This window comes from Corallococcus carmarthensis, from assembly GCF_003611695.1.
GTDB classification, from domain to species: domain Bacteria; phylum Myxococcota; class Myxococcia; order Myxococcales; family Myxococcaceae; genus Corallococcus; species Corallococcus carmarthensis.
Genome location: NZ_RAWE01000051.1, coordinates 25307 through 45931 on the forward strand (window position 1 = coordinate 25307; position 20625 = coordinate 45931).

A 20625-nucleotide genomic window follows, 5' to 3' on the forward strand; every position below is an offset into this window, starting at 1 on the left:
CCGCGCTCGCGCAAAGCGTCACGTCCCGCTCAGCCGCCTGCCGGGCGGCGGGGCAACACCAGCTTCGCGATGAGCACCTGCAGCACGTCCCCCTTCTGGTTGCGCGTCTCGCTGCGCACGGTGGCGATGCCCCGGTCCGGCCGCGTGCGCGACGGGATGATCTCCAGCACCTCGCTCTCCACCTGGAGCACATCCCCCGGGCGCGTGGGCCGGGGCCAACGGATGTCCCCGCCCGCCCCCACGATGCCGCCCTTGAAGGGCAGTCCGCTCTGGACGTTGAGCTTCATGGTGAGGGCCGCCGTGTGCCAGCCGCTGGCCGCCAGCCCTTCGAACAGCGTGTCCTTCGCCGCGGCGTCATCCAGGTGGAAGGCCTGCGGATCGAACTCCCGCGCGAAGGCGATGATCTGCGCCGCATCCAGCGTGTGCGTGTCGCTGATGAACTTCTGCCCCACCGACAGGTCGTCCAGGAACAACTCCCGGCGCCCACCCTCTTGCGTCGAAGCCATGCTCGCGTCCCTTCCAGATGGATGCATATCCAGATGATGAGCATAATGCATCCGCCGGGCCGGATGCCCTCCAGATTGAAGCAAACGTTGAACATCGCGCGCCCGCGAGGGCCGGCACACGTTGAAGCAGCCAGGACCTCTGGAGCGTGCGGTATGAGCATGGGGTGCCTCTCCCCCGCTTCCGCCGTCACCTGTCCGTCCTCGCCGTGGCCCTGACCGGCCTGGGTGCCGCCGTCGCCCACGCCGACGAGGACACGCCCGCGCCCGCCATCCACCGCCCCGAGGTCGCGGAGGTGACGGTGGAGGGCGCGAACAAGACGAACTCCGGCACGGTGCGCTCGTTCGGGCAGCTGGACGTGGGCGACGAGGTGGACGCCGACGAGCTGGTGAAGGTGGAGCGGCGGCTCTTGTCCACGGGCCTGTTCCAGGAGGTCCACGCGAGCACGGAGCCCCTGGACGACGGGCGCGTGCGGCTGGTGCTGCGGGTGAAGGACAAGGCGTCGTGGGTGGTGGCGCCCACGGTGGCGCTGTCCTCCGCCAACACCGGCGGCGGGCTGCTCTACGCGGAGAACAACCTGGCCGGCCGCGCGAAGAAGCTCGCCGTCGCGGCGCAGGTGAGCACCGGCGAGAGCGGCCTGTACATGGGCTTCCTGGATCCGATCCTCTTCGGCCTGCCGCAGCTCAAGTTCAGCCTGGAGGGGCAGCTGCGCAGCGACCGCGTGGACGAGTACCGTCCGGGTGCCAGCCAGGACGACCCGGAGATCCTCCGGCGCACGCGCCTCAACTCGGCGTCCCTCAGCTCCGAACTGGGCTTCATCCTCTTCGAGCGCGTGCGCGCGGCGGCGAAGTACCGCGTGTCCACCATCGACGCGCAGCTACCGGACCCGACGAAGCCGGTGACGACGGAGGCCTTCTCCACCGGACCGCACCTGCGCGACACGTCGCTGCGCTTCATGGTGGGCCTGGACTCGCGCCAGACGCTGCACGCGGTGACGGAGGGGCTCAACCTGGAGGGCTCCTACGAGGTGTCCGTCCCGGGCGTGTGGAGCGAGTTCCGCTACCGCAAGTTCGGCGTCCTCTACCGCCACGGCATCCGCTTCTTCAGCGAGCACAACCTGATCCTTCGCGGCGAGCTGGCCGTGGGCAAGGACCTGCCCTTCCACCAGGAGCTGGTGATGGGCGGCACCACGCTGCGCGGCTTCCAGTACCGGCAGTTCCGCGGCGACACCCGGCTCACCTTCACCGCCGAGTACCACTTCCCCCTCTTCAAGGTGAAGTCGCTGGCCTTCCGGGGGCTGGGCTTCTCCGACACGGGCGTCATCGGGTGGCGCGAGCTGCCTTCGGATGGGATCCTGCGCGACGCCAGCGGGCGCGTCATCCGCGGCTACCTGCCGCAGACCCTGGAGAGCGGGGACTCCGCCACCGTGGCCCAGGGCGTGGGCGCGGGCCTGCGGCTGTACCTCAACAACGTCGTGCTGCCCCTCTTGGGCGTGGACGTCGCCTACGGCGTCAACTCCGGCCAGGTGCGCGTCTACCTCGTGGCCGGAGTCACGCCTTCCTGAAGCGGCCCGCTAGCTGGCGCGGGCGCTGACGTCCGCGTCCGTCGCCGGCGGAGCCACCACCACGCCGGGCCACTCCTCCGGCGACAGCGTCAGGCTGAACGGAGGCGCCTTGCCGAGCACCGTCCGCCACAGCGCCTTGTCCGCGCACAGCGCCTGGGCGATGCGGCCGGACGTCGTGCGCACGCGCTCCACGACGGCCTGGTGCTCCTCCGGCGTCTGCGCCTCCAGCATCGCGACGACGTTCTCCCAGACGCGCTGCCGCCAGACGATGAGCATCTGCATCACGGCCCGCTCCACCACGGGGCGGCTGAAGGGCACGAGCAGCAGCAGCTTCGTGGACGTGCACCGGTAGCGCTCGGCGAGCAGGTCCAGGCACTCCGGGATGCACGAGCGGAGGATCTCGTTCACGAGGAAGTAGTCGTGCCGGTAGCGCGCCAGGCGGCGCGCATCCACCGGGGGCGACTGGTGGGCGATGTTGTCGTAGACGACCATTCCCAGGTCGTGGTTGATGTGGGCGCTCACGCCCAGGAGCGCGTCCTGATAGGGCTGCGTGAGCCGCTGGGCCGGGTAGTGCGTCGCGAAGCGCCACGCCGCGGTGGGCAGCGGCAGGTTCTTCAGCGAGTCGCGCACCGCGATGAGCGCTTCCTCCGCGAAGCGGCCCGTCAGGTGATCAAGCCACTCCGGTTCGAGCAAGCCGCCCGCGTCCGGCCGCTTCAGCAGCTGGACGACCCTCCGTGTGACGATGGCGTAGATGTCCAGGAAGATGGCGCGTGAATCATTCCGCGCGTTCAGCCGGCCGAGGATCTTCTCCAGTCCCTCCAGGGCTTCCTCCGCGTCGACGGGATTCCAGAGCACGTCATCCAACTGGATGGGGCCCTGCGCATCCTGCGTCTCGTGGAGGTGGACGGGCTGCGAACGCTGCTTCCGGTGAGCCGAGGGGGTGGCCGGTGAAACAGTCATGGAATGACGCTCCGCGGGGTGGGGGAACGACTTCGCATGAAATTCTATATCAACCGGCCCTTCTCGTGATGGCCGCGGACTCAGGAAGCGACGAGATGTTTCATGAAACCCCCGCGTGTCGACAGTCACGCGGGGGGGTCATTGTCACGCCGATGTCAAACTCAGGGCGTGGTGCCTTCGCTCACGCTACCGCCCGTCCTGCCCAGCACGTACTTGGCGAGCGCCAGGGCGTTGTTCTCGTCGACGAGGGCCTCGTAGGTGGGCATCTGCGTGCCGGGCTTGAAGGACTCCGGGTTGCGGATCCACTTCGCCACCTCTTCGGGGGCCTTGCCCTTGGCGCCCTGGAGCTTGGCCTCGTAGGCCTTGCCGGGGGCGTGGCAGGTCGCGCAGCCCAGGGAGCTGAACATCTTCTCCGGTTCGGCGGAGGGCTCCGCCTTGGGGCGGCCACCGGTGGGCGGCGGCACGACCTTGTCGTTGGGCTTCATGGAGCGCAGGAAGGTGTAGAGGGCCGCGAGTTCCACGTCGTCCGCGTAGCGGTACTTGGGCATGGGCGGGCGCAGGATGAAGCCCCCGGGCGTGATGCCCGAAACCATCGAGTGCTTGAACTCGTCCAGCGTCCACTTGCCGATGCCGGCCGTCTCGCTGGGGGTGATGTTGGGCGACAGCAGCTTGCCCTCGCCGCCCAGCGGCACCAGGTCGAACTCGAAGCCGCCGCTCAGCAGCGTCTCCGGGTGCTGCATCTTCACCGCGCTGCTCTCCAGTCCCGGCGAGTGGCAGAAGGTGCAGTCGTAGACGCTGGAGGCCAGGTAGCGGCCGTACTCCACGGAGTCCGCCGCCTTCACGGGCACGGGCACCGGCTCCGTGCGGCCCTTGTCGTTGATGCCCATGGCGAACGCGAACGCCATCCGGCCCGGGGGCGTCAGCTCGGAGCGCGGCGGCTGCTGCTTCTCCGGCGCGAAGTCCGGGTGCCCGGAGCGCATGAAGCCGATGACCGCCGCGACGTCCTTGTCACCCATGTTGGGGAACGGGGGCATGGGGCGGAAGTGGTGGCTCTTGTCGATGCCGTTGATCACCATGCGGGCGATCTCCTGGTCCGTCCAGGCGCCCACGCCCTTCTCCATGTCGGAGGTGATGTTCGCCGAGTAGAACGTGCCCAGTTCGGCCGGGAAGTCATGCATCCGGCCGCCCACGGGCTTGGTGTTGCCGCCGCCCGCGTGACACTCACCGCACACCGCGCGGAACACCTGCTCACCGCGGGCAATGCCCTCCGGCGAGCTGTCCCGGGTGATGTTGGGCAGCGCGACATAGTCGTACGTCTTGTTGAGCTTGTGGGTGGCCACGCCCATGGCGGTACCCGCGCCAATCAAGACCAGGGCGACCAGCACTCCAATGGCCAGCAGGATCTTCTTCATCATGGGAAATGTTGCTCCGGACGGGTGGGGGCGAAACACGACGCTCCGTCCTCCCCACGGGGAGGGGCGGACGGAGCAGGATCGTTGGGACGGGTGCGGCGGCTACTGCCCAGGCAAGCAGGTGCTGGGCGGGGGAATCGAAGGCGTCGCCGAGGGAACCGCGGGCGACATCTGGAGGCCCGCGAACGTGACGAGGCCGGGGATCTGCGGGAGCGCGAGCGGCATCAGCGACCACGGCCGGTTGTCCGCCGTGCTCGTCGTGGCGTCCTTCGCCGTATAGGTCACCGTGCCCGGGGGGCCCATCAGCGGCGGGTGGACGATGGCGACCAGGCCCAGGCTGCTGTTGGGGGCCGGCGGACCGGGCGGGATGAAGAAGCCGCGCGTGGACTGGAAGGGCGCGAGCGGCGGAGGCAGCGCGCCGACGGGCGCCCACTCGATGTTGAACACGCGGCCGGACGTGGCCTCCACGGTGGTGTTCGCCGCGGGCACGCGGAACACCGGGAAGCCCGGGCGGTACAGCCAGAAGATCGTCACGCCGCCGAAGCGGGCCGGGTCGAGCAGGTTCGCCACCGTCACGGCCGTGCCCCCGGTGGCGGTCAGGTACTTCGCCACCGCCTCCAGGATGCCCTTGTCGCTCACCTGGAGCGCTTCCAGGCCCACGCACGCGCTGTGCCCCGGCACCACCGGCCGGATGGTCAGCGTGGGCAGGTAGTTGCCTTCCGGCACGTTCGGCAGAAAGGGCGGCGGGACATCATTGGCCAGCGTGCCCTGCCCCACGGACAGGACGAAGAACGGGGCGCCCTTGCGGGTGGGCACCTTCGGCAGGGTCCACAGGCCCTGCGCGTCGGACGGCACAGGCGCGCCCGGCGCGGGCGGCATGCCGGTGGCGGGATCCGGCACCGTGTCCTGCAGCGTGACGAGCGCGCCGCGCACCACCGAGCGCTGCAGGAGCGGGCTGAACTCCGCGTAGAGCGGCGGCAGCGCGCACTGCGCGGGCGGAGGCGCGCAGTTGGCCAGGTTGATGAAGTAGGCCTCCGGGTCCACGGTGAAGCCCGACAGCCGGGAGATGAGGCCCTCCGGCTCGCGGTTCTCGTAGGTGGGCAGCGGCGTGAACGTCGACGCCGCGGGGGTGGAGGATTCCGAGCAGCCGGCGTTCAGCAGGGCCGCGCCGAGCAGCGTTCCAACGAAGAGAGCTCTTTGCATGGCGGGTCGCATCCCCTACTTCGCGGGGAGGATGTGGCTGGAGGGAAGCTGATCGCCGCCGTGGCACGTCTGCGCGCAGTTGCCGAACTTGCTGGGCGTGCCACGCTGGTTGAAGGCGATCTGGAAGAACTCGTCACCGTGCTGGGAGATGTGGCACGAGCCGCACAGCGCCAGGCTGGGCCGCTCCGTGCTCTTGCGCGTCAGGTGGCACACGGTGCAGTCCGCCCGGTTCTCCGGGTAGCTGGGCGAGTTCATGTGGATGCGGTGCACCATCTCCTGCGTGCGGCCCACCGTGTCCGTGTCGTAGTGGTGGCAGACCTTGCAGCTCTCGATGTGGTCCACCGACAGGCCGTGGCGCAGGTTGTCCAGTGACAGCACGCCGCGGTGGCAGATCTGGCAGTTGCCCACGTTGCCCGGGTAGGTCGTCGGCTCGTCCTGGCCCACCTGGAAGAAGAACGGGTTCAGCTTCGCGACGCGCTCGCCCATGGACGCGCGGTTGAACTTCACCAGCGCCACGTAGGTGCCCGGCTTCGCGTTCGCCGGCAGCGTGAACGTCTGCCGCGTGGGCCACTGGAAGTCGATGAGGCCCGGCGTCAGGCCCGTGAGCGTGGCGTCATCGTAGAGGGCGAACGGGAACGGCTTGGCGAAGAACTGGGGCTGGTCGCTGGGGTTGCCCAGGACCTGGAGGTCCTGCAGCGGGCCCGCGATGGCCACGTTGGAGATGGAGTCGTTCTCCATGACGGACGCGATGACGCCGGGGACGAACGTCTGGATGCCGTTGGACTGGCCGGTGATGATCTGCCGCGCGCTGGGCAGCAGGTCCTTGGAGTGCAGGTGGGCGCCCGCGCTGTCGCGCAGGTCCACGTAGATGCTCACGTCCTCGCCGGGCTTGTAGAAGCTGCCGTCCTTCGGGGGCGAGAACACCAGCCGCGAGTCCAGGCCCGGGCTGCACTGCACCGGGTTGCCGGCGTCGTCGGTGCAGGTGGATGGGCGGTCATCCGGGACGACGTAGGTCACCGGGAAGTAGAACGGCTTGTCCGGCAGCTGGCTCCAGGTGGCCTTGAGCGCGCCAGGGCCCGACAGGCGCGGGATGCGCAGCACCTTGAAGGGGTTGGTGCTGCCCACCATGTCCACGCGCGCGACGGTGCGGGTGGTGGGGCTCTGATCCAGGCCGCCCGCGAAGCCCGTCACGGTGCCGGGGTCCTTGTCGCCGGGGAAGCGCGGCGGCTTCAGGTTCTCCGAGCGCCAGGCGAAGCGGCTGTGGCCGGCGTAGGGCGAGGAGGCCAGGAGCTCCGAGCGCAGGTACTTCTGGCTCGCGCGCGGGGTGCCCGTCTCGTCCAGCACCTCAATGGTGATGGTGTCGTCCTTCACCTTCTGCCAGTTCGCGTTGCCGAACAGCACCTCGCGGGTCCAGCAGTCCTCCACGGCGCCCGCGAGGCTGTAGAAGCTCCACTCGTCCGGACCCTGGTTGACGTTGGTCCAGTCCAGGCCGGCGAAGACCGTCTGGGTCCTGATCCACGACAGCGCGGCCGTCAGGTCGTTGGGGTTGTTGTGCTGGTTGACCACGGTCTCCGACACGGAGAACTGGTTCAGGAAGTACTGGTTGTCCGACAGGATCTGCAGCGTCCCGGAGGGAGGCGACAGCGTCAGCGGGTTCGGCGCGAGCGGCGTGACGCACACGTCCGGGTACGGGACGGGCACGCTGTTCTTCGCGACCATCTGCCCGTTGGGCAGGAAGGCGCAGCCGTTGATGTACTGGAGGCTGAGCCGGATCGCGCCGGAGTTGAGCCCCTGATACGGGTCGAACCGCTTGGCACCGCGACCTGTGGTCGACCCCTCGTCATCAGTGACCTTGAGGAGGTTGCAGGACAGCAGGGGCACCAGCAGGGCGCACCACGCGCTCTTCAACAGGATTGAGCGATTCATGGAAGACGAGGCCGGAGGCAGCAGTCGGGGGGAGGAAAAGGAGCAGGTGTCCTCACGCGCGGGCCCACGCGTCCCACCCTTCCCGACGCCGCCAACGCTCCGCGACGCGGAGACGGTGAGGCTTGGGAAGGGTTGGGAGGAGAACACCTCATCGGATCAAACTGACCACATTATGAGAGTCCGCGCAATTCGTGGACTTCAGATCGCGCGCAGAGAGTGAGCGCCGCGGGCGGGTGACCCGGGGCGTCGCGCGGGCAGTGCTACAGGCTGAGACCCGCGGACAGGAGCAGCGCGAAGACGAGCCCCAGCCCCGCGGTCTTCCCCAGGTACGGGTTGAGCGCGCTGCCGTCCTCGCGCCAGATGGCGCGGATCTGCTTCACCGCGAGTGGCAGGGCCGCCAGCGTGAAGAGCCAGGCCCACCGGTGCTCCGGCAGCACCAGCCAGGCGAGGACCGGGAGCACGAACGCGCCGCCCACCGCCAGCGTGTACTCCCACTGCCCGAAGCGCTGGCCGAAGCGCACCACGAGCGTGCGCTTGCCGGCGACGACGTCCGTCTTGCGGTCGCGCAGGTTGTTCACCGCGAGGATGCCCGCCGAGAACAACCCCATGGACAGCCCCGCCAGCAGCACGGCCGGCGTGACGTGGTGGGAGAGCACGATGTAGCTGCCGCTCACTCCCAGGAGCCCGAAGATGATCAGCACCAGCACGTCCCCCAGCCCCAGGTAGCCCAGGGGGATGGGGCCCGCGGAGTAGAAGACCGCGCCCGCCAGGCAGAAGGCGCCGCCCGCGAACACCGGCCACCCTTCCGCCTGGGTCAACAGCAGCAGCGCGAGCGACGAGCCGGTGAACGCCAGCGCCGCGGCCGTCGCCACCTCGCGCGCGGACAGCCAGCCCTTCTGCGTGACGCGCGCGGGCCCCAGGCGCGCCTCCGTGTCCGCGCCGCGCTCGAAGTCCGCGTAGTCGTTCACCAGGTTGCTGACGATCTGCATGAGCACGAAGCCCACCAGGAACGTGAGCGCCGGAATGGGCCGCCAGCTGCCTTCCGCGTTCGCGAAGGCCCACCCCAGCACCGTGGGCGCGATGGAGGCGGTCAGCGTCTTGGGCCGCAGCGCGAGCCACCAGACGCGGGCCAGAGGGGGTTTGGCTTCAAGCGCGACACTCGACGACGGGAGACTCGGAGTGGCCATGGATGTCCGGGGGAGGGAGCAGGCGCACGGTAAAGCTCCAGACAGGAGGATCGCAAGAGGACGCAATGGTTCACATTGGTTCTCCTCATGTATCACCCGTCACATGCCTGCACCGGCGGTAGCAGACGCGCTTTGTCAACACGCCGCCCGTCTACCCCGCGACGCAAAGGCAGACGGCAGTCGCACTTCAGGTAAATTCAAGAACAACCAGAATTAACAGAACACCGTTGCCTGCCGGATGGTAGAAGGCGGCCATGAACTCCTCCTCCTTCCCTTCCTCGCGGTCCCCTTCCCTTTCGCGCCGGGGCGCGCTGGCGCTGCTGGGCGCGTTCGTGGTCGCGCTCGCCGGCTGCCAGCCGGTCCTCTCCATCGCCGATGCGCGGTCGCGCGCCAACGGCTCCGAGGTGACGGTGGAGGGCGCGGTCACCGTGCAGCCCGGCGCGTTCGTCTCCGCCCTGGGCGATGAAGGCTTCGCCATCCAGGACGACACCGGCGGCATCTACGTCAAGCTGGAGGAGAAGCTGTCCTTCGGGCTGGGAGCCCGCGTGCGCGTCACCGGCACGCTGGACGAACAGAACCAGCTGCGCATCCTCAAGAGCGTGCCCGCGGACGTGGACCTGAAGTCCGGCACGGAGCAGGTGTCGCCCAAGGACGTCACCACCGGCGGCGTGAACGAGTCCGTGGAGGGCCAGCTCATCCGCGCGAGCGGCGCCATCACCCAGGCGTTCATCGACGACTCGCCCTACGGCTACAAGCTCTACATCAACGACGGCAGCGGCGAGGTGCAGGTGTTCGTCCACGTGTCCGCCGGGTTCGACAAGGCGGCGCTCCAGGCCCTCACCGTGGGGCAGCGCATCGCCGTGGTGGGCCTGGCCGCGCAGTACGAGTCCACCTACGAGGTGGCCCCCCGCATGCCGAGCGACCTGGTGCTCCAGACGACCGCGCCCTGACAGCAGGCAGGCGTCCCTGGGTATGTAGCACCCCAGGCGCCAGCCGAACGGCCGTCGCGCCGTTGGCTTTCATGCATGGCTCCGAATGTGTGCCTGGGACCGGATGCACGAAAGCCAACGCGCGCCTGGCAAGCGTTCAGGCGGGCAGGTTCCAAGCGCACCGGCAGTGCCAATCCATCCGGGTCCCTGGCGGACGAACGAGGGCTGGCATGGACGGACTTCGAGGAACAGCAGCGGTCTTGCTTGCGTGCGCGGGCCTGTGGGCCCCGGGTACAGCGTGGGCGCAGGCGCCCGGCGAGGACGACTCCGGCGACGTGATGTCGGAAGAGAAGCTGGAGGCCCTGCTCGACACGCCGACGGCGCAGCCCTCCCAGGACGAGGTGACAGCGGAGGCCTTCGGGCCGGAGCGGCTGGCGCCCTACTTCGCGGAAGGCCTGCTGGCGAAGGCGAAGGCGGAGTTCGACCGGGGCCGGTACAAGTCCGCGCGGGCCCTGCTCGCCACGGAAGCCCCCCCTTCCCTCCCCGGCCGCTTCCTCCAGGCGCAGAGCGCGTTCCTCGCGCGCGACTTCACCACCGCCGCCACGGAGTTCACCGCGCTCGCGGAGGACTACGCCCCCTTGCGCGACCACTGCCTGATGCGGGCCGCGCAGGCGCATGAGCGGCTGCACAAGCCGCTGCGCGCGGCGGAGCAGTACGGCGCGGTGAGCCCGGGCTCCCCGCTCTACCCGGAGGCGCGCTTCACCATGGCGCGCGTGCTCAAGCGCCAGCTGCGCATCCCCGAGGCGCTGACCGCGCTCCAGGAGTTCATCGACAGCCGGCAGGCCCGCGGCCCGGACGCGCTGCGAATGAAGGCGCTGCTCGAGTCCTGCGACCTGGCGCGCGCGCAGGGCCAGTACAACGCCGAGCACCGCGCGCTGCTGGAGGTCTGGGCCACCGCGCCCCTGTCGCGAGAGGCGGACCGCGCGCGCACCCTGCTGCGCGACCTGCCCCTGCCCATGAAGTGGCGCGTGCGCCGCGCGGAGGCGCTGGTGGAGCTGCACCAGAACGTCGCGGCCATGAACATGCTGGCCCGTTCGGGGCCCCGGACGGAGCTCCCGGATGAAATGGCCTGCCGCGCCCAGCTCACCCTCGGCCGCGCCCTGCGCAAGGAGCGTCAGCACCGCCGCGCCATCCAGGTGCTGGAGCCGGTGGCGCGCGAGTGCCAGTCGCCCGAGCAGCGGCCGCAGGCGCTCTACCTGCTCGCCTATTCGCAGTCCGTGGTGCAGCCCGAGGCGGCGGTGGAGACCTACGCCACGCTGGCGCGGGACTACCCGGAGCACGGCTACGCGGACGACGCGCTGTTCTTCGAGGCCTGGACCCAGCAGCGCCTGAACCGCACGGACGAAGCGCTGCAAAACTACGAGGCCCTGGCGAAGCGCTACCCCGCCGGCAACTTCGCGGCAGAGGCCCTCTTCCGCGCCTTCTGGCTGCACCAGCGCAAGGGTGAGACGCAGCCGGGCCTGGCGTCGCTGATGGCGGTGGAGCAGCTGCCGGAGGCCGCGCGCACCGACGAGGCCCTGTGGCGCGCGCGCTACTGGCAGGCGCGGGTCCAGGAGAACGGCGGCGCGCTGGACGCGGCGCTCGCGCGCTACGAGCTCATCGCCACCGAGCGTCCCACGGCCTGGTACGGCCTGCTGTCCCGGACGCGGCTGGCGCAGCATGCGCCGGAGCGGCTGGCGCGGTTGACGGAAGCCGCGCAGGCCGTCCCCACGAAGGTCCTGAACACCGCCGCGCCGGCCAACGACGAGGTCTGGCCCCTGCCCCCGGGCGCGCTCCAGAAGGATCCGCGCTTCGCGGCGGGCGTGGAGCTCTTGCGCCTGGGACAGCCGGGCGTGGTGGAGGAGCTGCTCGCGGTGGACACGCGCGGCCTGGCGGAAGCGCCCGCGCGGCTGCTCTACCAGACCATGCGCCGCACCGGCCGGGGCCGGGCCACGCGGCAGGTGGCCCGCGTGACGCTGCGCCAGGAGGCCGCCGGGCCGCTCAGCGCCGCGTCCCGTCCGGTGTGGGAGGCGACGTGGCCGCTCGCGTTCCGGCCGCTCATCCAGAGCTACTCGCGGGCCGCGCGCGTGGATCCGGACCTGCTGCAAGGGCTCATCCGCGAGGAGAGCCGGTTCAACCCGACCGCGCGCTCCTCCACCGGAGCGCTGGGGCTCGCGCAGCTCATGCCCGGCACGGCGAAGCAGGTGGCGGACTCGCTCAAGCTGGCGTCGTTCGACGTGTCGTCGCTCCTCCAGCCCGCGCAGAACATCCGGCTGGGGTCGGCGTACCTGGGCTCGCTGCTCAAGCACTTCGACGGCAACCCGGCCTACGCGGTGGCCGCCTACAACGCGGGCCCCGCGGCGGTGGAGCGCTGGCGCAAGGCCCTGCCCCAGGCGGAGCTGGACGAGTGGGTGGAGCACATCGCCTTCGAGGAGACCCGCGACTACGTGAAGCGCGTGCTCAGCAGCTACAGCGCCTACAAGCTGCTCTACGCGAATGAAGTCCCCGCCTCCTTCGCGCCGGCCCGCAAGGCCCCGCTGGAAGCGGCGCGCACGCCCACGCTGAGCCCCGCGACGGGCGTGGGTGGCAGCGGCCGGAACGTGGCGACGCCCACGTCCTCCGTCTCCGGAGGACGCTAGCTGGCGGCAGGCCGGACGGGACGCGCGTCCCCGTCCGGCACGCCTTCAGGCTACTTCACGCCGGTGGGCTGGGTGATGGACTCCGACCGGATGGTGTACTGCCCGGCGATGGCGTTCGTGTCGATGCCCGTGAAGTGGCGGTACGGGTACGCACCATCCGCGATGGTCTCGATGAACTCCACCGAGTCACCGGTGACGGACTTGCCGTTGATGTCCACCGTGAAGGTGTTCTTCTCCGCGTCCAGGCGCCACACGCACGCGCCCACGTTCGTCTCCGCGGAGCCGGTGGACAGCCCGTCGATGTCGAAGTCGTTCAGGAAGTGGTGGTGCATCTCCGCCCAGCGGAGGAAGTCCCGGAAGTTGTGGAAGACGATCATCATCCCGGCCGGCTGGGGGCTGGAGCCCTGGAGCACGCCGCCCAGGTAGACGTTCATCTTGTACGCGGAGCCGCCCGGCGAGCCCGTGAACGTGGGCAGCATGTTGACCGAGTTCGCCTCGCGGCCCGGGGTGACCTTCAGCGTGCTGACGACCTGATCACCGTCGCGCGCGGCCAGCTGGTAGCCGCCCTGCGCGCCCAGGCTCATCGCCACGCGCTGCTCCCACTTCACGGCCTGCGCGAAGCTGCTGGAGACGCCGTCCTTCTGCGTGAGCAGCCCGCTCACCGCCAGCCCGTCCGCGACGGACTCGACCTTCGCCCTGCCCAGCGCACAGGTCGTGATGCCGTCGAACTTCTTCACACACTGCGACGCCGCGGACTCCTGGGCGCTCAGCGAACCACCGGCCTGGCTGTCGTCGCCGCCGGCGCAGCCCGTGATGCTCAACAACATGGAAGCCAGCAGGGAGCCCGTGATCTTCAGGTGCATGCACTACCTCAGGGTGTGGGGTGGACTGCCCGCGGCCCCTCTGCACCTCGCGCGCCAACACCCTGCGTCTGTCTGTTTTCACTCGTGAAAGCCATTGCATGAGAAAACAGGAGTAGCGCTGGATGTCACATGAAACACGCGATTTGTAACAAGCCGGGTCTCACACGGAGCGTCAGGACGCCTCACGCGCGGGCGTGCTCCTGAAACCTGGATTCATGGAATGAGCCGTGAGCGGGCGGAACTTTGCCGTGGCGCACAACTCCCACGGGGCCGGCCGGATAATCTGGGGAGCGCGGTTCCTCCCCCGGACTCCCCACCATGGCCTCGAAGATCAACGACAGCTCGCGTCCCCTCACCTCCGTCTCGCGGCTGTCCTCGCAGGACGCCCGGACCGCGGAGGCGAAGACGCGCAACCGGCCCATCGCGTGGAAGGACGGCTTCGAGTCCTCCGGCACGCGGCCCGCGCCCGGCAAGCTGCCGCAGCTGCCGGCGCCGCCCCCGGTGCTGTCACTGCCGCCGCCCTCCACCACGACGCCGGTGCCGCCGGAGGCCCCCACCGAGCCGCCCGTCTCGGTCGACTCGGATCCGATGACGCACATCGAGTACCTGTCGTCGGACGCGCTGGCGGGACGTGACAGCCCCTCCGCGGGCCTGGACGCGGCATCCGCCTACGTGCAGGCGCACGCGGAGAAGTACGGGCTCGTGGGGCCCAACTCCAACAACCCGGAGAACCCCTTCCAGCAGAAGTTCAACGTCTTCTCCTGGCTGGGCGCGGACAAGGCGGGCGAGGCGGCCGGCGCGGCCCACGGCGAGCACAAGGAGTTCGGCCACCAGATGTTCCAGGAGGGCTTCTACCTGGACGAGAAGATGCCCAAGGACACGCTGAAGCTGCTCAACCAGCAGTACGAGCAGACGATGAAGGCGGCGGGTCAGACGGCGGTGCCTGCGCGCGCCGGCAAGCAGCGCAGCGTGGAGGAGCTCAAGCAGGTGGCCACGGCCACGGGCCAGGCGGTGAACACCCTGGCGATGCTACCTGGCACCGGCCCGCACAAGGACGAGGTCATCGTGGTGATGGCCCACCTGGACCACGTGGGCGTGGACCGCAAGGGCAACGCCTACAACGGCGCGGACGACAACGCGTCCGGCAGCGCGGTGCTGATGGCGGCGGTGCCGGAGCTGGCGGAGGCCGCGAAGAACGGCAAGCTGGACCGCTCCGTGCTCTTCGTCTGGACGGGCGCGGAGGAGAAGGGGCTGGTGGGCTCGCAGTACTTCGTGGACCACCCCATCCCCGGGGTGGAGCTGAAGAACATCGCCGGCGTCATCAACACGGACATGGTGGGCCGTTGGGATGATCAGCGCCTGTCCGTGGTGGACACCAACACCAAGGGCCAGCCCAACTACTTCCGCGACGTGGTGGACCAGGCGAACCAGCAGCTGGCGGATCCGTTCGACCGCATCAACCGCGACATCAACGTCTACCGCGACCGGCAGGACGGCGCGTCCTTCGGGCGCAAGGGCGAGGACGTGCTCTTCCTCTTCGAGGGCCTGTCCAACCCCGAGGGCGGCGGCGACCTCATCCCCGAGTACCACCGGCAGGATGACGACATCGAGAAGATCATCGAGGACAACGGCGGCAACAAGCCCCGCCGCGTGAAGGACCTGCTGCTCAACGTCATCGGCCTGGCGGCGAACCGCACGACGGAGCCGCAGCAGCCGAAGTAGTGCGTCGCGTTCCGCCGGAAGTCCTCCTTCCGGCGGACGCATCCTCCGCGGCCGAGACCGCGGAGGAGCGCTGGACCGCTCGCTAGGCCGCCAGCTCCTCGCCGCTGTTGGCCGCGGGCCCGCCGGAGATCGCGGCGAGCTCGTGCTCGCTCAGCACGAGCTTCTCTTCCGAGCCGCGCCAGACGAACGGGATGCCCGGCTGCCGGTACAGGTTCGCGGGGATGTCGCGCGCCAGCTGCGCGTGCAGCTCCGGCAGCTTGGACCAGTGCAGCCCGTGCCGCGTGTGATGCGCGGTGTGGTAGCCCAGGTTGCCCGTCATCAGGTTGTAGCCCTTGTGGAGGATGTTGTACGAGGCCTCCGAGTGGTTCGCGGTGTTCAGGTCCACGTGGTGGAAGTAGGTCGCCCAGACCGTCACGTAGAGCGACGCCGCCATGGGCAGCAGGAACACGAACAGCGCGTTGTAGGGGTTCACCCAGAACAGGCCCGCCAGCAGCACCAGCTGGAGCGCGGCCATCACCACGAAGATGCGCAGCGCCTTGGGGTGCTGCTTCTTCCCCACCTGGAACGCGCGCGGGTACGCGGTCAGCGCCGTGCTCAACGAGTACTCCACCTCCCCCATCGTCGAGCCGTCATCCCGCTTCCAGCGCGACTCGTCCTGCGTCTGGTCCAGGTAGTTCTTGTGGTGGCCCAGCACGTGGTGGAGGAACCACGCCTGCGACGTCACGCCCGTCTGGAAGCCGAAGACGATCTCCAGCAGGCGGTTGGGCAGCGCGTGCTTGAAGAAGGACAGGTGCTGGTGGTGGTGGTTCCACGAGCAGATCCACCCCTTGGGGATGATGCCCAGCCCGAACCACAGCACCGGCACCCACCAGCTGCGCGCCGTGAGGAACACCGTCACGTCGAGCGCGAACACGCTCAGGAACATCAGGACCGGGATGCGATCTTCAGGGTGCCGGAACAGGGTCATGCGCCTTCCGCGACAAGAGGGGCCAGGGATGAAGTGCCGATTTTCCAACTGTAGGACGGCGGCCCCTATGCCGAACAGCCCGGCCACGCCTGCCTGCACGTTCCACACTGACGGTAAACAACGTAGTCACGTTGAACTTGTCTTTCCATATTTCCAAGAATCGCAGTCCTGCTTTGTGATAAACGCCGACCCAGCCCTTTTGGACCACCCTGGAGGCGGAAATGCGGAACCAGACCATCGAGGCGGCACTGGCGAAGAATCCCCACCGTGAGCAGCTCATCAAGCACCGGTTCTTCGAGGTGGTGGATGAGAAGGCCTTCAGCCGCGACCAGGCGGAGATGGTGCTGGGTCAGTGGTGGCACCCCCTGCACTACTTCCCCGACTTCCTGAGCAAGCTCATCGCCGTCTGTCCACAGATGGAGATGAAGACGGCGGTGACGCACATCCTCAACCAGGAGGTGGGCGAAGGCGACCCGGCGCGCGCGCACGAGCGCTTCTTCATCCAGACGATGACGGACGCGGGCTTCACGAAGGCGGGCGTGTCGGAGGCGGACATGACGCCCGCGACGCGCCGGCTCATCGACGGGTACCAGCGCTCCACGCAGAGCCACCTCACCGGCCTGGGCTTCCTCTACGGCACGGAGGTGGCGGACCTCACCATGGTGGCCAAGCTGGGCAAGCTGGTGCGCCGCACCACGGGCCTCAAGTCCCTGCCCTGGGTGGACATCCACGTGAAGCAGGAGCCGGACCACGTGGAAACGGCCGGCCACACGGTGGGGCTCCAGTACACCGACGAGGAGCTGGCCACCATCACGCGCGGCGCCGAGGAGATGTGGCAGCTGTGGGTGGGATTCTTCGAGGAGCTGCGCAACCGCGTTGTCTGAGCGGCGCCTTGCGTCAAGCGCAACCCCCTGGAATCCGTACGTTTTCGCACGGAACACTGGCGAATCTCTCCAGGTAGGGTAGTCACTCCCGCGTCACGGGAGCGTCACACCCCAGCGCCACCGACCTCCCGCGGCGGACCGCGCCTGTCCCTCCAGGCGCCGAGGGAGATCCCATGCTCGAAAAGCTGATGCCGAAGTCGGACGAGTTCTTCGACGACTTCGACGCGCAATGCGCGAGGACCGTTGAGGGAGCCAAGCTGCTGCACGAACTCTTGAGCGACTACCGGGACGTGCCCACGCGCGTCCAGGCCCTCAAGGACGTGGAGCACAAGGGTGACGACGTCACCCACGCGGCCTTCAACCGCCTCCACCAGCAATTCATCACCCCGTTCGACCGCGGGCAGATCCACACCCTGCTCTCCCGCATCGACGACGTGCTGGACCTGACCAACGCGGCCGCCGCGCGCCTGCTGTACTACGAGATCGAAACCAGCCGGCCGGACGCCACGGAGCTGGCGCGGCTGCTGGTGCTCTCCACGCTGAAGGTGCAGGAGGTCGTCGCGGCGCTGCGGTTGATCAAGAAGCCGGAGCAGATCCTCGCGGGCTGCAAGGAGATCAAGCACCTGGAGTCCCAGGCGGACGAGGTGCTGCGCGCGGGCATGGGCCGGCTGTTCAAGAGCGGCGTGGATACCCTGACCATCATCAAGTGGAAGGAGATCTACGACCTCATCGAGACGGCCACCGACAAGTGCCAGGGCGTGGCCAACGTCATCGAGGGCGTCGTGCTGGAGCACAGCTGAGATGCTGCTCGCCGCGGTCGTCCTCATTGTCGTCGTCGCGCTCGTCTTCGACTTCATCAACGGCTTCCACGACGCGGCGAACTCCATCGCCACCGTGGTGTCCACGCGCGTGCTGTCGCCGAACCTGGCGGTGGCGTGGGCCGCGTTCTTCAACTTCGTGGCGGCCTTCGCGGGCGGCGTGCACGTGGCCAACACCATGGGCAAGGGCATCATCAACTTCGAGATGCTCCGCGCGGCCGGCCCCACGGCGGTGCTGATGGTCATCTTCTCCGCGCTCATTGGCGCCATCACGTGGAACCTGCTCACCTGGTGGTGGGGGCTGCCCTCGTCGTCGTCGCACGCGCTGGCGGGCGGGATGATTGGCGCCACGCTGCCGGTGCTGGGCTTCCAGGGGCTGGTGGGCAGCGGCATCGCGCGCATCGCGGCCTTCATCGTGCTGTCGCCGCTCATCGGCATGACGCTGGGCATCGCGATGATGGTGGCCAGCACCTGGGCGGTGCACCGTCAGACGCCGCTGCGCGTGGACACCTGGTTCCGCCGGCTGCAGCTGGTGTCGTCCGCCATCTTCTCCTTCAGCCATGGCACCAACGACGCGCAGAAGGTCATGGGCATCATCGCGGTGGTGCTCTTCGGCACCATCTGGCGCGACCGTCCGTTCCACATCGACTGGTGGATGATCATCTCCTGCCACGCGGCCATCGCGATGGGCACCTTCTTCGGCGGCTGGCGCATCATCCGCACCATGGGCCACAGCCTCACGAAGCTGGCGCCCATTGGCGGCTTCAGCGCGGAGACGGGCGGCGGCGTCACCATCATCGCGCTGGCGGAGCTGGGCATCCCCGTCTCCACCACGCACACCATCACGGGCGCCATCGTCGGCGTGGGGTCCACGCGCGGCTGGCGCGCCGTGAAGTGGGGCACCGCCGGCCGCATCATCTGGGCGTGGGTGTTCACCATCCCCGCCGCCGCGCTGGTGTCCGTGCTGGTCTACGGACTCACGCTGGTGGTGGTGCGGATGGTGGGCTGAAGAAAGCCAACCCCCTTCCCTGCTTCACCTACGGGGCGGGCCCTTCCTCACCAGGAAGGCCCGCCCTGCTTCGTTCCGGCTACTCCGTGATGTTGAGCGCGTTGACCACCGACGGCGCTCCGCCCAGGGCCGGCGGCACCCAGGGCACCACCTTGCGGTTCTGCCACTGGACCAGCTTCAGCGACGGGTCCTCCAGGGGAACGTCGAAGGTGAAGGAGATGCGCGTGGGGCCTTCCGCGTCCGCCTCCTCGATGCGCGCCTTCATGCCGCCCACGTCGAACTCCTGCCCCAGCTTCACCGGCCAGTTCTTCCCGCGGTAGATGCGCTCCTCCAGGATGTTGAGGTAGTGCTGGCCCTTGGGCAGGGACAGCTCCAGCGAGTTGGGGCCGGTGCGCGTCACGTGCTGCTCGCCCGCCTTGTAGGACAGCACCCACCAGTTCTTCGGCAGCGGCATGCCCGTGGACCACCACTGCACGGAGCCGTAGATGCCCACGGTGCCGTTGGGGGCGTTGAGCACCACGATCCGCTGGTTGGGGAGTTCCTTCAGGTCCAGGGCCTCCGAGTAGCGGTCGTGCACGCGCTTGAAGAGCGCGTCCACCTGCGAATAGAGGGTCGCGGTCTGCCACCAGACGTAGGGCGCACCCGCGATGTGGATGACGACCATCGCCAGCGCGCCCACCAGCACCGCGCCCGCGCGCGGCTTGAGCGCGCGGTTCTTCCACGCGGTGCGGATGATGATCGCCAGCGCCACCGCCACGCCCAGGCTGGGAACAATGAGCGTGCGCGCCCCCGCCAGCGGCGAGCTGCCCAGCCACGTGGACGCGAACGAGCCCACCAGCAGCCACTTCAGCGTCTTGCGCTCCGCCGGCTCCACCTGCGGCCACACGCCCCACAGCAGCAGCGAGAAGAACACCAGGCCCGCCGCGCCCAGCAGCTGGAACGTGGGCACGTAGGACGGATCCAGGATGTAGTCGTTGGGCGCGCTGAGCGTCAGGCCCGCGATGGCCGCCGGCACGCGCTCGAACATCGCCAGGAACCACTGCACCGGCGCACCGGCCAGGTCCAGGTGCGTGTCCTGATGGGCCGCGCCGTAGCCCAGCACCTTGTACAGGGTGAGGAAGGCGGCCATCAGCGCGCTGAACGGGAGGAGCGCCTTGAGCCGCTCGGACGGCTTGCCCGGCCCCGCGAAGCCCTCATAGGCGAGCACGTAGGGGATCATGATCAGCGTCGTCTCCGCGCTGGCCAGGCCCAGCGCGAAGGCGATGAGCGACCCGGCCAGGGCGCCCTTGCGCTGGCGCTCGCGCCACTCCATGTGGAGATAGAAACCCAGCACCCCGAAGAGCATGGACACCAGCAGCACGCGGTAGGACAGCCAGCCCACGGCGGCGCCGTGCGAACCGTTGACGGCGAAGAGCAGCAGCGCCAGCCCCGCGATGCCCGTGGGCAGGATGCGGCGGAACAGCACGGCCACCAGCGCCACCAGGCCCACGTACCAGAGCAGCGAGTGCACGTGGTAGGCGACGGCGATGCGGTTGTAGAGCAGGTGATCCAACCCGAACAGCGCGCTGCCCAGCGGCCGGAAGAAGGCCAGCTTCACGCCCGGCTCCACGAACCACGGGAAGATGCCCGCGTGGGACATCTGCGCGGTGTGCTCCGGGATACCCGTGGCGGTGCGGTACACGTCGAAGTGCGTGTTCGCCAGCGGCGCCGGCTGCGGCAGGTTGTCCCAGACGCCCAGCCAGACGTAGTCGTCGAACATCCAACCGGTGTTCAACATCGTCAGGCTCAGCAGCACCGCGGCCGCGACTGAAATCCAGAAATAGCGTCGAAACGGCCAACCACCGGAGGCTGGCGGGGGAGAGGTATCCATGTTTCAAAGATCTATCAGTACGGCCCCCTGACGAGATAGGTCCTGCTGGGTCGTCCGCTGCCACCGGAAACACGCGGAGTGCGGCGCGCGAGACGGAGATCCTTTGCCACCTGCCCGGACTCCGGGTGA

At 69.0% G+C, this 20625-nt stretch carries 16 protein-coding genes; 7 read left to right on the forward strand and 9 right to left on the reverse strand.

Annotation, left to right across the window (positions count from 1 at the left end; translation table 11 throughout):
• Positions 1 to 29: 29 nt before the first annotated feature.
• The gene (locus D7X32_RS16335) at positions 30 to 506 is read right to left on the reverse strand and encodes a MaoC family dehydratase (RefSeq protein ID WP_120603473.1); all 477 of its coding nucleotides are present in this window, start codon (positions 504 to 506) and stop codon (positions 30 to 32) included.
• A gap of 164 nt (positions 507 to 670) precedes the next feature.
• Between D7X32_RS16335 and D7X32_RS16340 the strand changes: the two genes are divergently transcribed.
• Entirely contained in the window at positions 671 to 2068 is a 1398-nt protein-coding gene (locus D7X32_RS16340) for a BamA/TamA family outer membrane protein (RefSeq protein WP_120603474.1), read from the forward strand.
• Positions 2069 to 2077: 9 nt separating this feature from the next.
• Here the strand turns inward: D7X32_RS16340 and D7X32_RS16345 are convergent, their stop codons facing one another.
• The 5 genes from D7X32_RS16345 to menA form a co-directional block, all read right to left on the reverse strand.
• Positions 2078 to 3028: a DUF5995 family protein gene (locus D7X32_RS16345; protein ID WP_120603475.1), complete on the reverse strand. Its 951-nt coding sequence runs from the start codon at positions 3026 to 3028 to the stop codon at positions 2078 to 2080.
• 161 nt (positions 3029 to 3189) lie between these two features.
• Positions 3190 to 4443, reverse strand: a complete 1254-nt coding sequence (locus D7X32_RS16350; protein ID WP_120603476.1) for a c-type cytochrome — start codon at positions 4441 to 4443, stop codon at positions 3190 to 3192.
• Positions 4444 to 4542: 99 nt separating this feature from the next.
• Complete coding sequence (locus D7X32_RS16355; RefSeq protein ID WP_120603477.1) at positions 4543 to 5643, reverse strand: hypothetical protein; 1101 nt, start codon at positions 5641 to 5643, stop codon at positions 4543 to 4545.
• Between the two features lie 15 nt (positions 5644 to 5658).
• The gene (locus D7X32_RS16360; protein WP_120603478.1) at positions 5659 to 7569 is read right to left on the reverse strand and encodes a hypothetical protein; all 1911 of its coding nucleotides are present in this window, start codon (positions 7567 to 7569) and stop codon (positions 5659 to 5661) included.
• Positions 7570 to 7829: 260 nt separating this feature from the next.
• On the reverse strand, positions 7830 to 8756 hold the full coding sequence (gene menA / locus D7X32_RS16365) for a 1,4-dihydroxy-2-naphthoate octaprenyltransferase (RefSeq protein ID WP_120603479.1): 927 nt from the start codon (positions 8754 to 8756) through the stop codon (positions 7830 to 7832).
• A 254-nt stretch (positions 8757 to 9010) separates the two neighbouring features.
• On the opposite strand from menA, the gene D7X32_RS16370 reads away from it, so the two are divergent.
• Positions 9011 to 9706: a DNA-binding protein gene (locus tag D7X32_RS16370; protein ID WP_120603480.1), complete on the forward strand. Its 696-nt coding sequence runs from the start codon at positions 9011 to 9013 to the stop codon at positions 9704 to 9706.
• A 209-nt stretch (positions 9707 to 9915) separates the two neighbouring features.
• Positions 9916 to 12363, forward strand: a complete 2448-nt coding sequence (locus tag D7X32_RS16375; protein ID WP_120603481.1) for a lytic transglycosylase domain-containing protein — start codon at positions 9916 to 9918, stop codon at positions 12361 to 12363.
• A 50-nt stretch (positions 12364 to 12413) separates the two neighbouring features.
• Here D7X32_RS16375 and D7X32_RS16380 read toward each other — a convergent pair whose 3' ends face one another.
• Positions 12414 to 13226, reverse strand: coding sequence for a hypothetical protein (locus D7X32_RS16380; RefSeq protein WP_208752449.1), 813 nt, complete (start codon positions 13224 to 13226; stop codon positions 12414 to 12416).
• A 318-nt stretch (positions 13227 to 13544) separates the two neighbouring features.
• On the opposite strand from D7X32_RS16380, the gene D7X32_RS16385 reads away from it, so the two are divergent.
• On the forward strand, positions 13545 to 14948 hold the full coding sequence (locus D7X32_RS16385) for a M28 family metallopeptidase (RefSeq protein WP_120603482.1): 1404 nt from the start codon (positions 13545 to 13547) through the stop codon (positions 14946 to 14948).
• Positions 14949 to 15030: 82 nt separating this feature from the next.
• Here D7X32_RS16385 and D7X32_RS16390 read toward each other — a convergent pair whose 3' ends face one another.
• A complete protein-coding gene (locus D7X32_RS16390; RefSeq protein ID WP_120603483.1) occupies positions 15031 to 15915 on the reverse strand; it encodes a fatty acid desaturase family protein in 885 nt (294 codons plus the stop codon).
• A 221-nt stretch (positions 15916 to 16136) separates the two neighbouring features.
• Here D7X32_RS16390 and D7X32_RS16395 point away from each other — a divergent pair, with 221 nt between their 5' ends.
• The 3 genes from D7X32_RS16395 to D7X32_RS16405 all read left to right on the forward strand — a co-directional run bounded on the left by D7X32_RS16395 (position 16137) and on the right by D7X32_RS16405 (position 18626).
• Positions 16137 to 16799: an iron-containing redox enzyme family protein gene (locus D7X32_RS16395; protein ID WP_120603484.1), complete on the forward strand. Its 663-nt coding sequence runs from the start codon at positions 16137 to 16139 to the stop codon at positions 16797 to 16799.
• Between the two features lie 173 nt (positions 16800 to 16972).
• Positions 16973 to 17599 carry a DUF47 domain-containing protein gene (locus D7X32_RS16400; RefSeq protein ID WP_120603485.1) on the forward strand — a complete coding sequence of 209 codons (627 nt, stop codon included), beginning with the start codon at positions 16973 to 16975 and terminating at the stop codon, positions 17597 to 17599.
• Position 17600: 1 nt separating this feature from the next.
• Complete coding sequence (locus D7X32_RS16405) at positions 17601 to 18626, forward strand: inorganic phosphate transporter (protein ID WP_120603486.1); 1026 nt, start codon at positions 17601 to 17603, stop codon at positions 18624 to 18626.
• A gap of 79 nt (positions 18627 to 18705) precedes the next feature.
• Here the strand turns inward: D7X32_RS16405 and D7X32_RS16410 are convergent, their stop codons facing one another.
• Positions 18706 to 20496 carry a hypothetical protein gene (locus tag D7X32_RS16410; protein ID WP_147450171.1) on the reverse strand — a complete coding sequence of 597 codons (1791 nt, stop codon included), beginning with the start codon at positions 20494 to 20496 and terminating at the stop codon, positions 18706 to 18708.
• Positions 20497 to 20625: the final 129 nt, after the last annotated feature.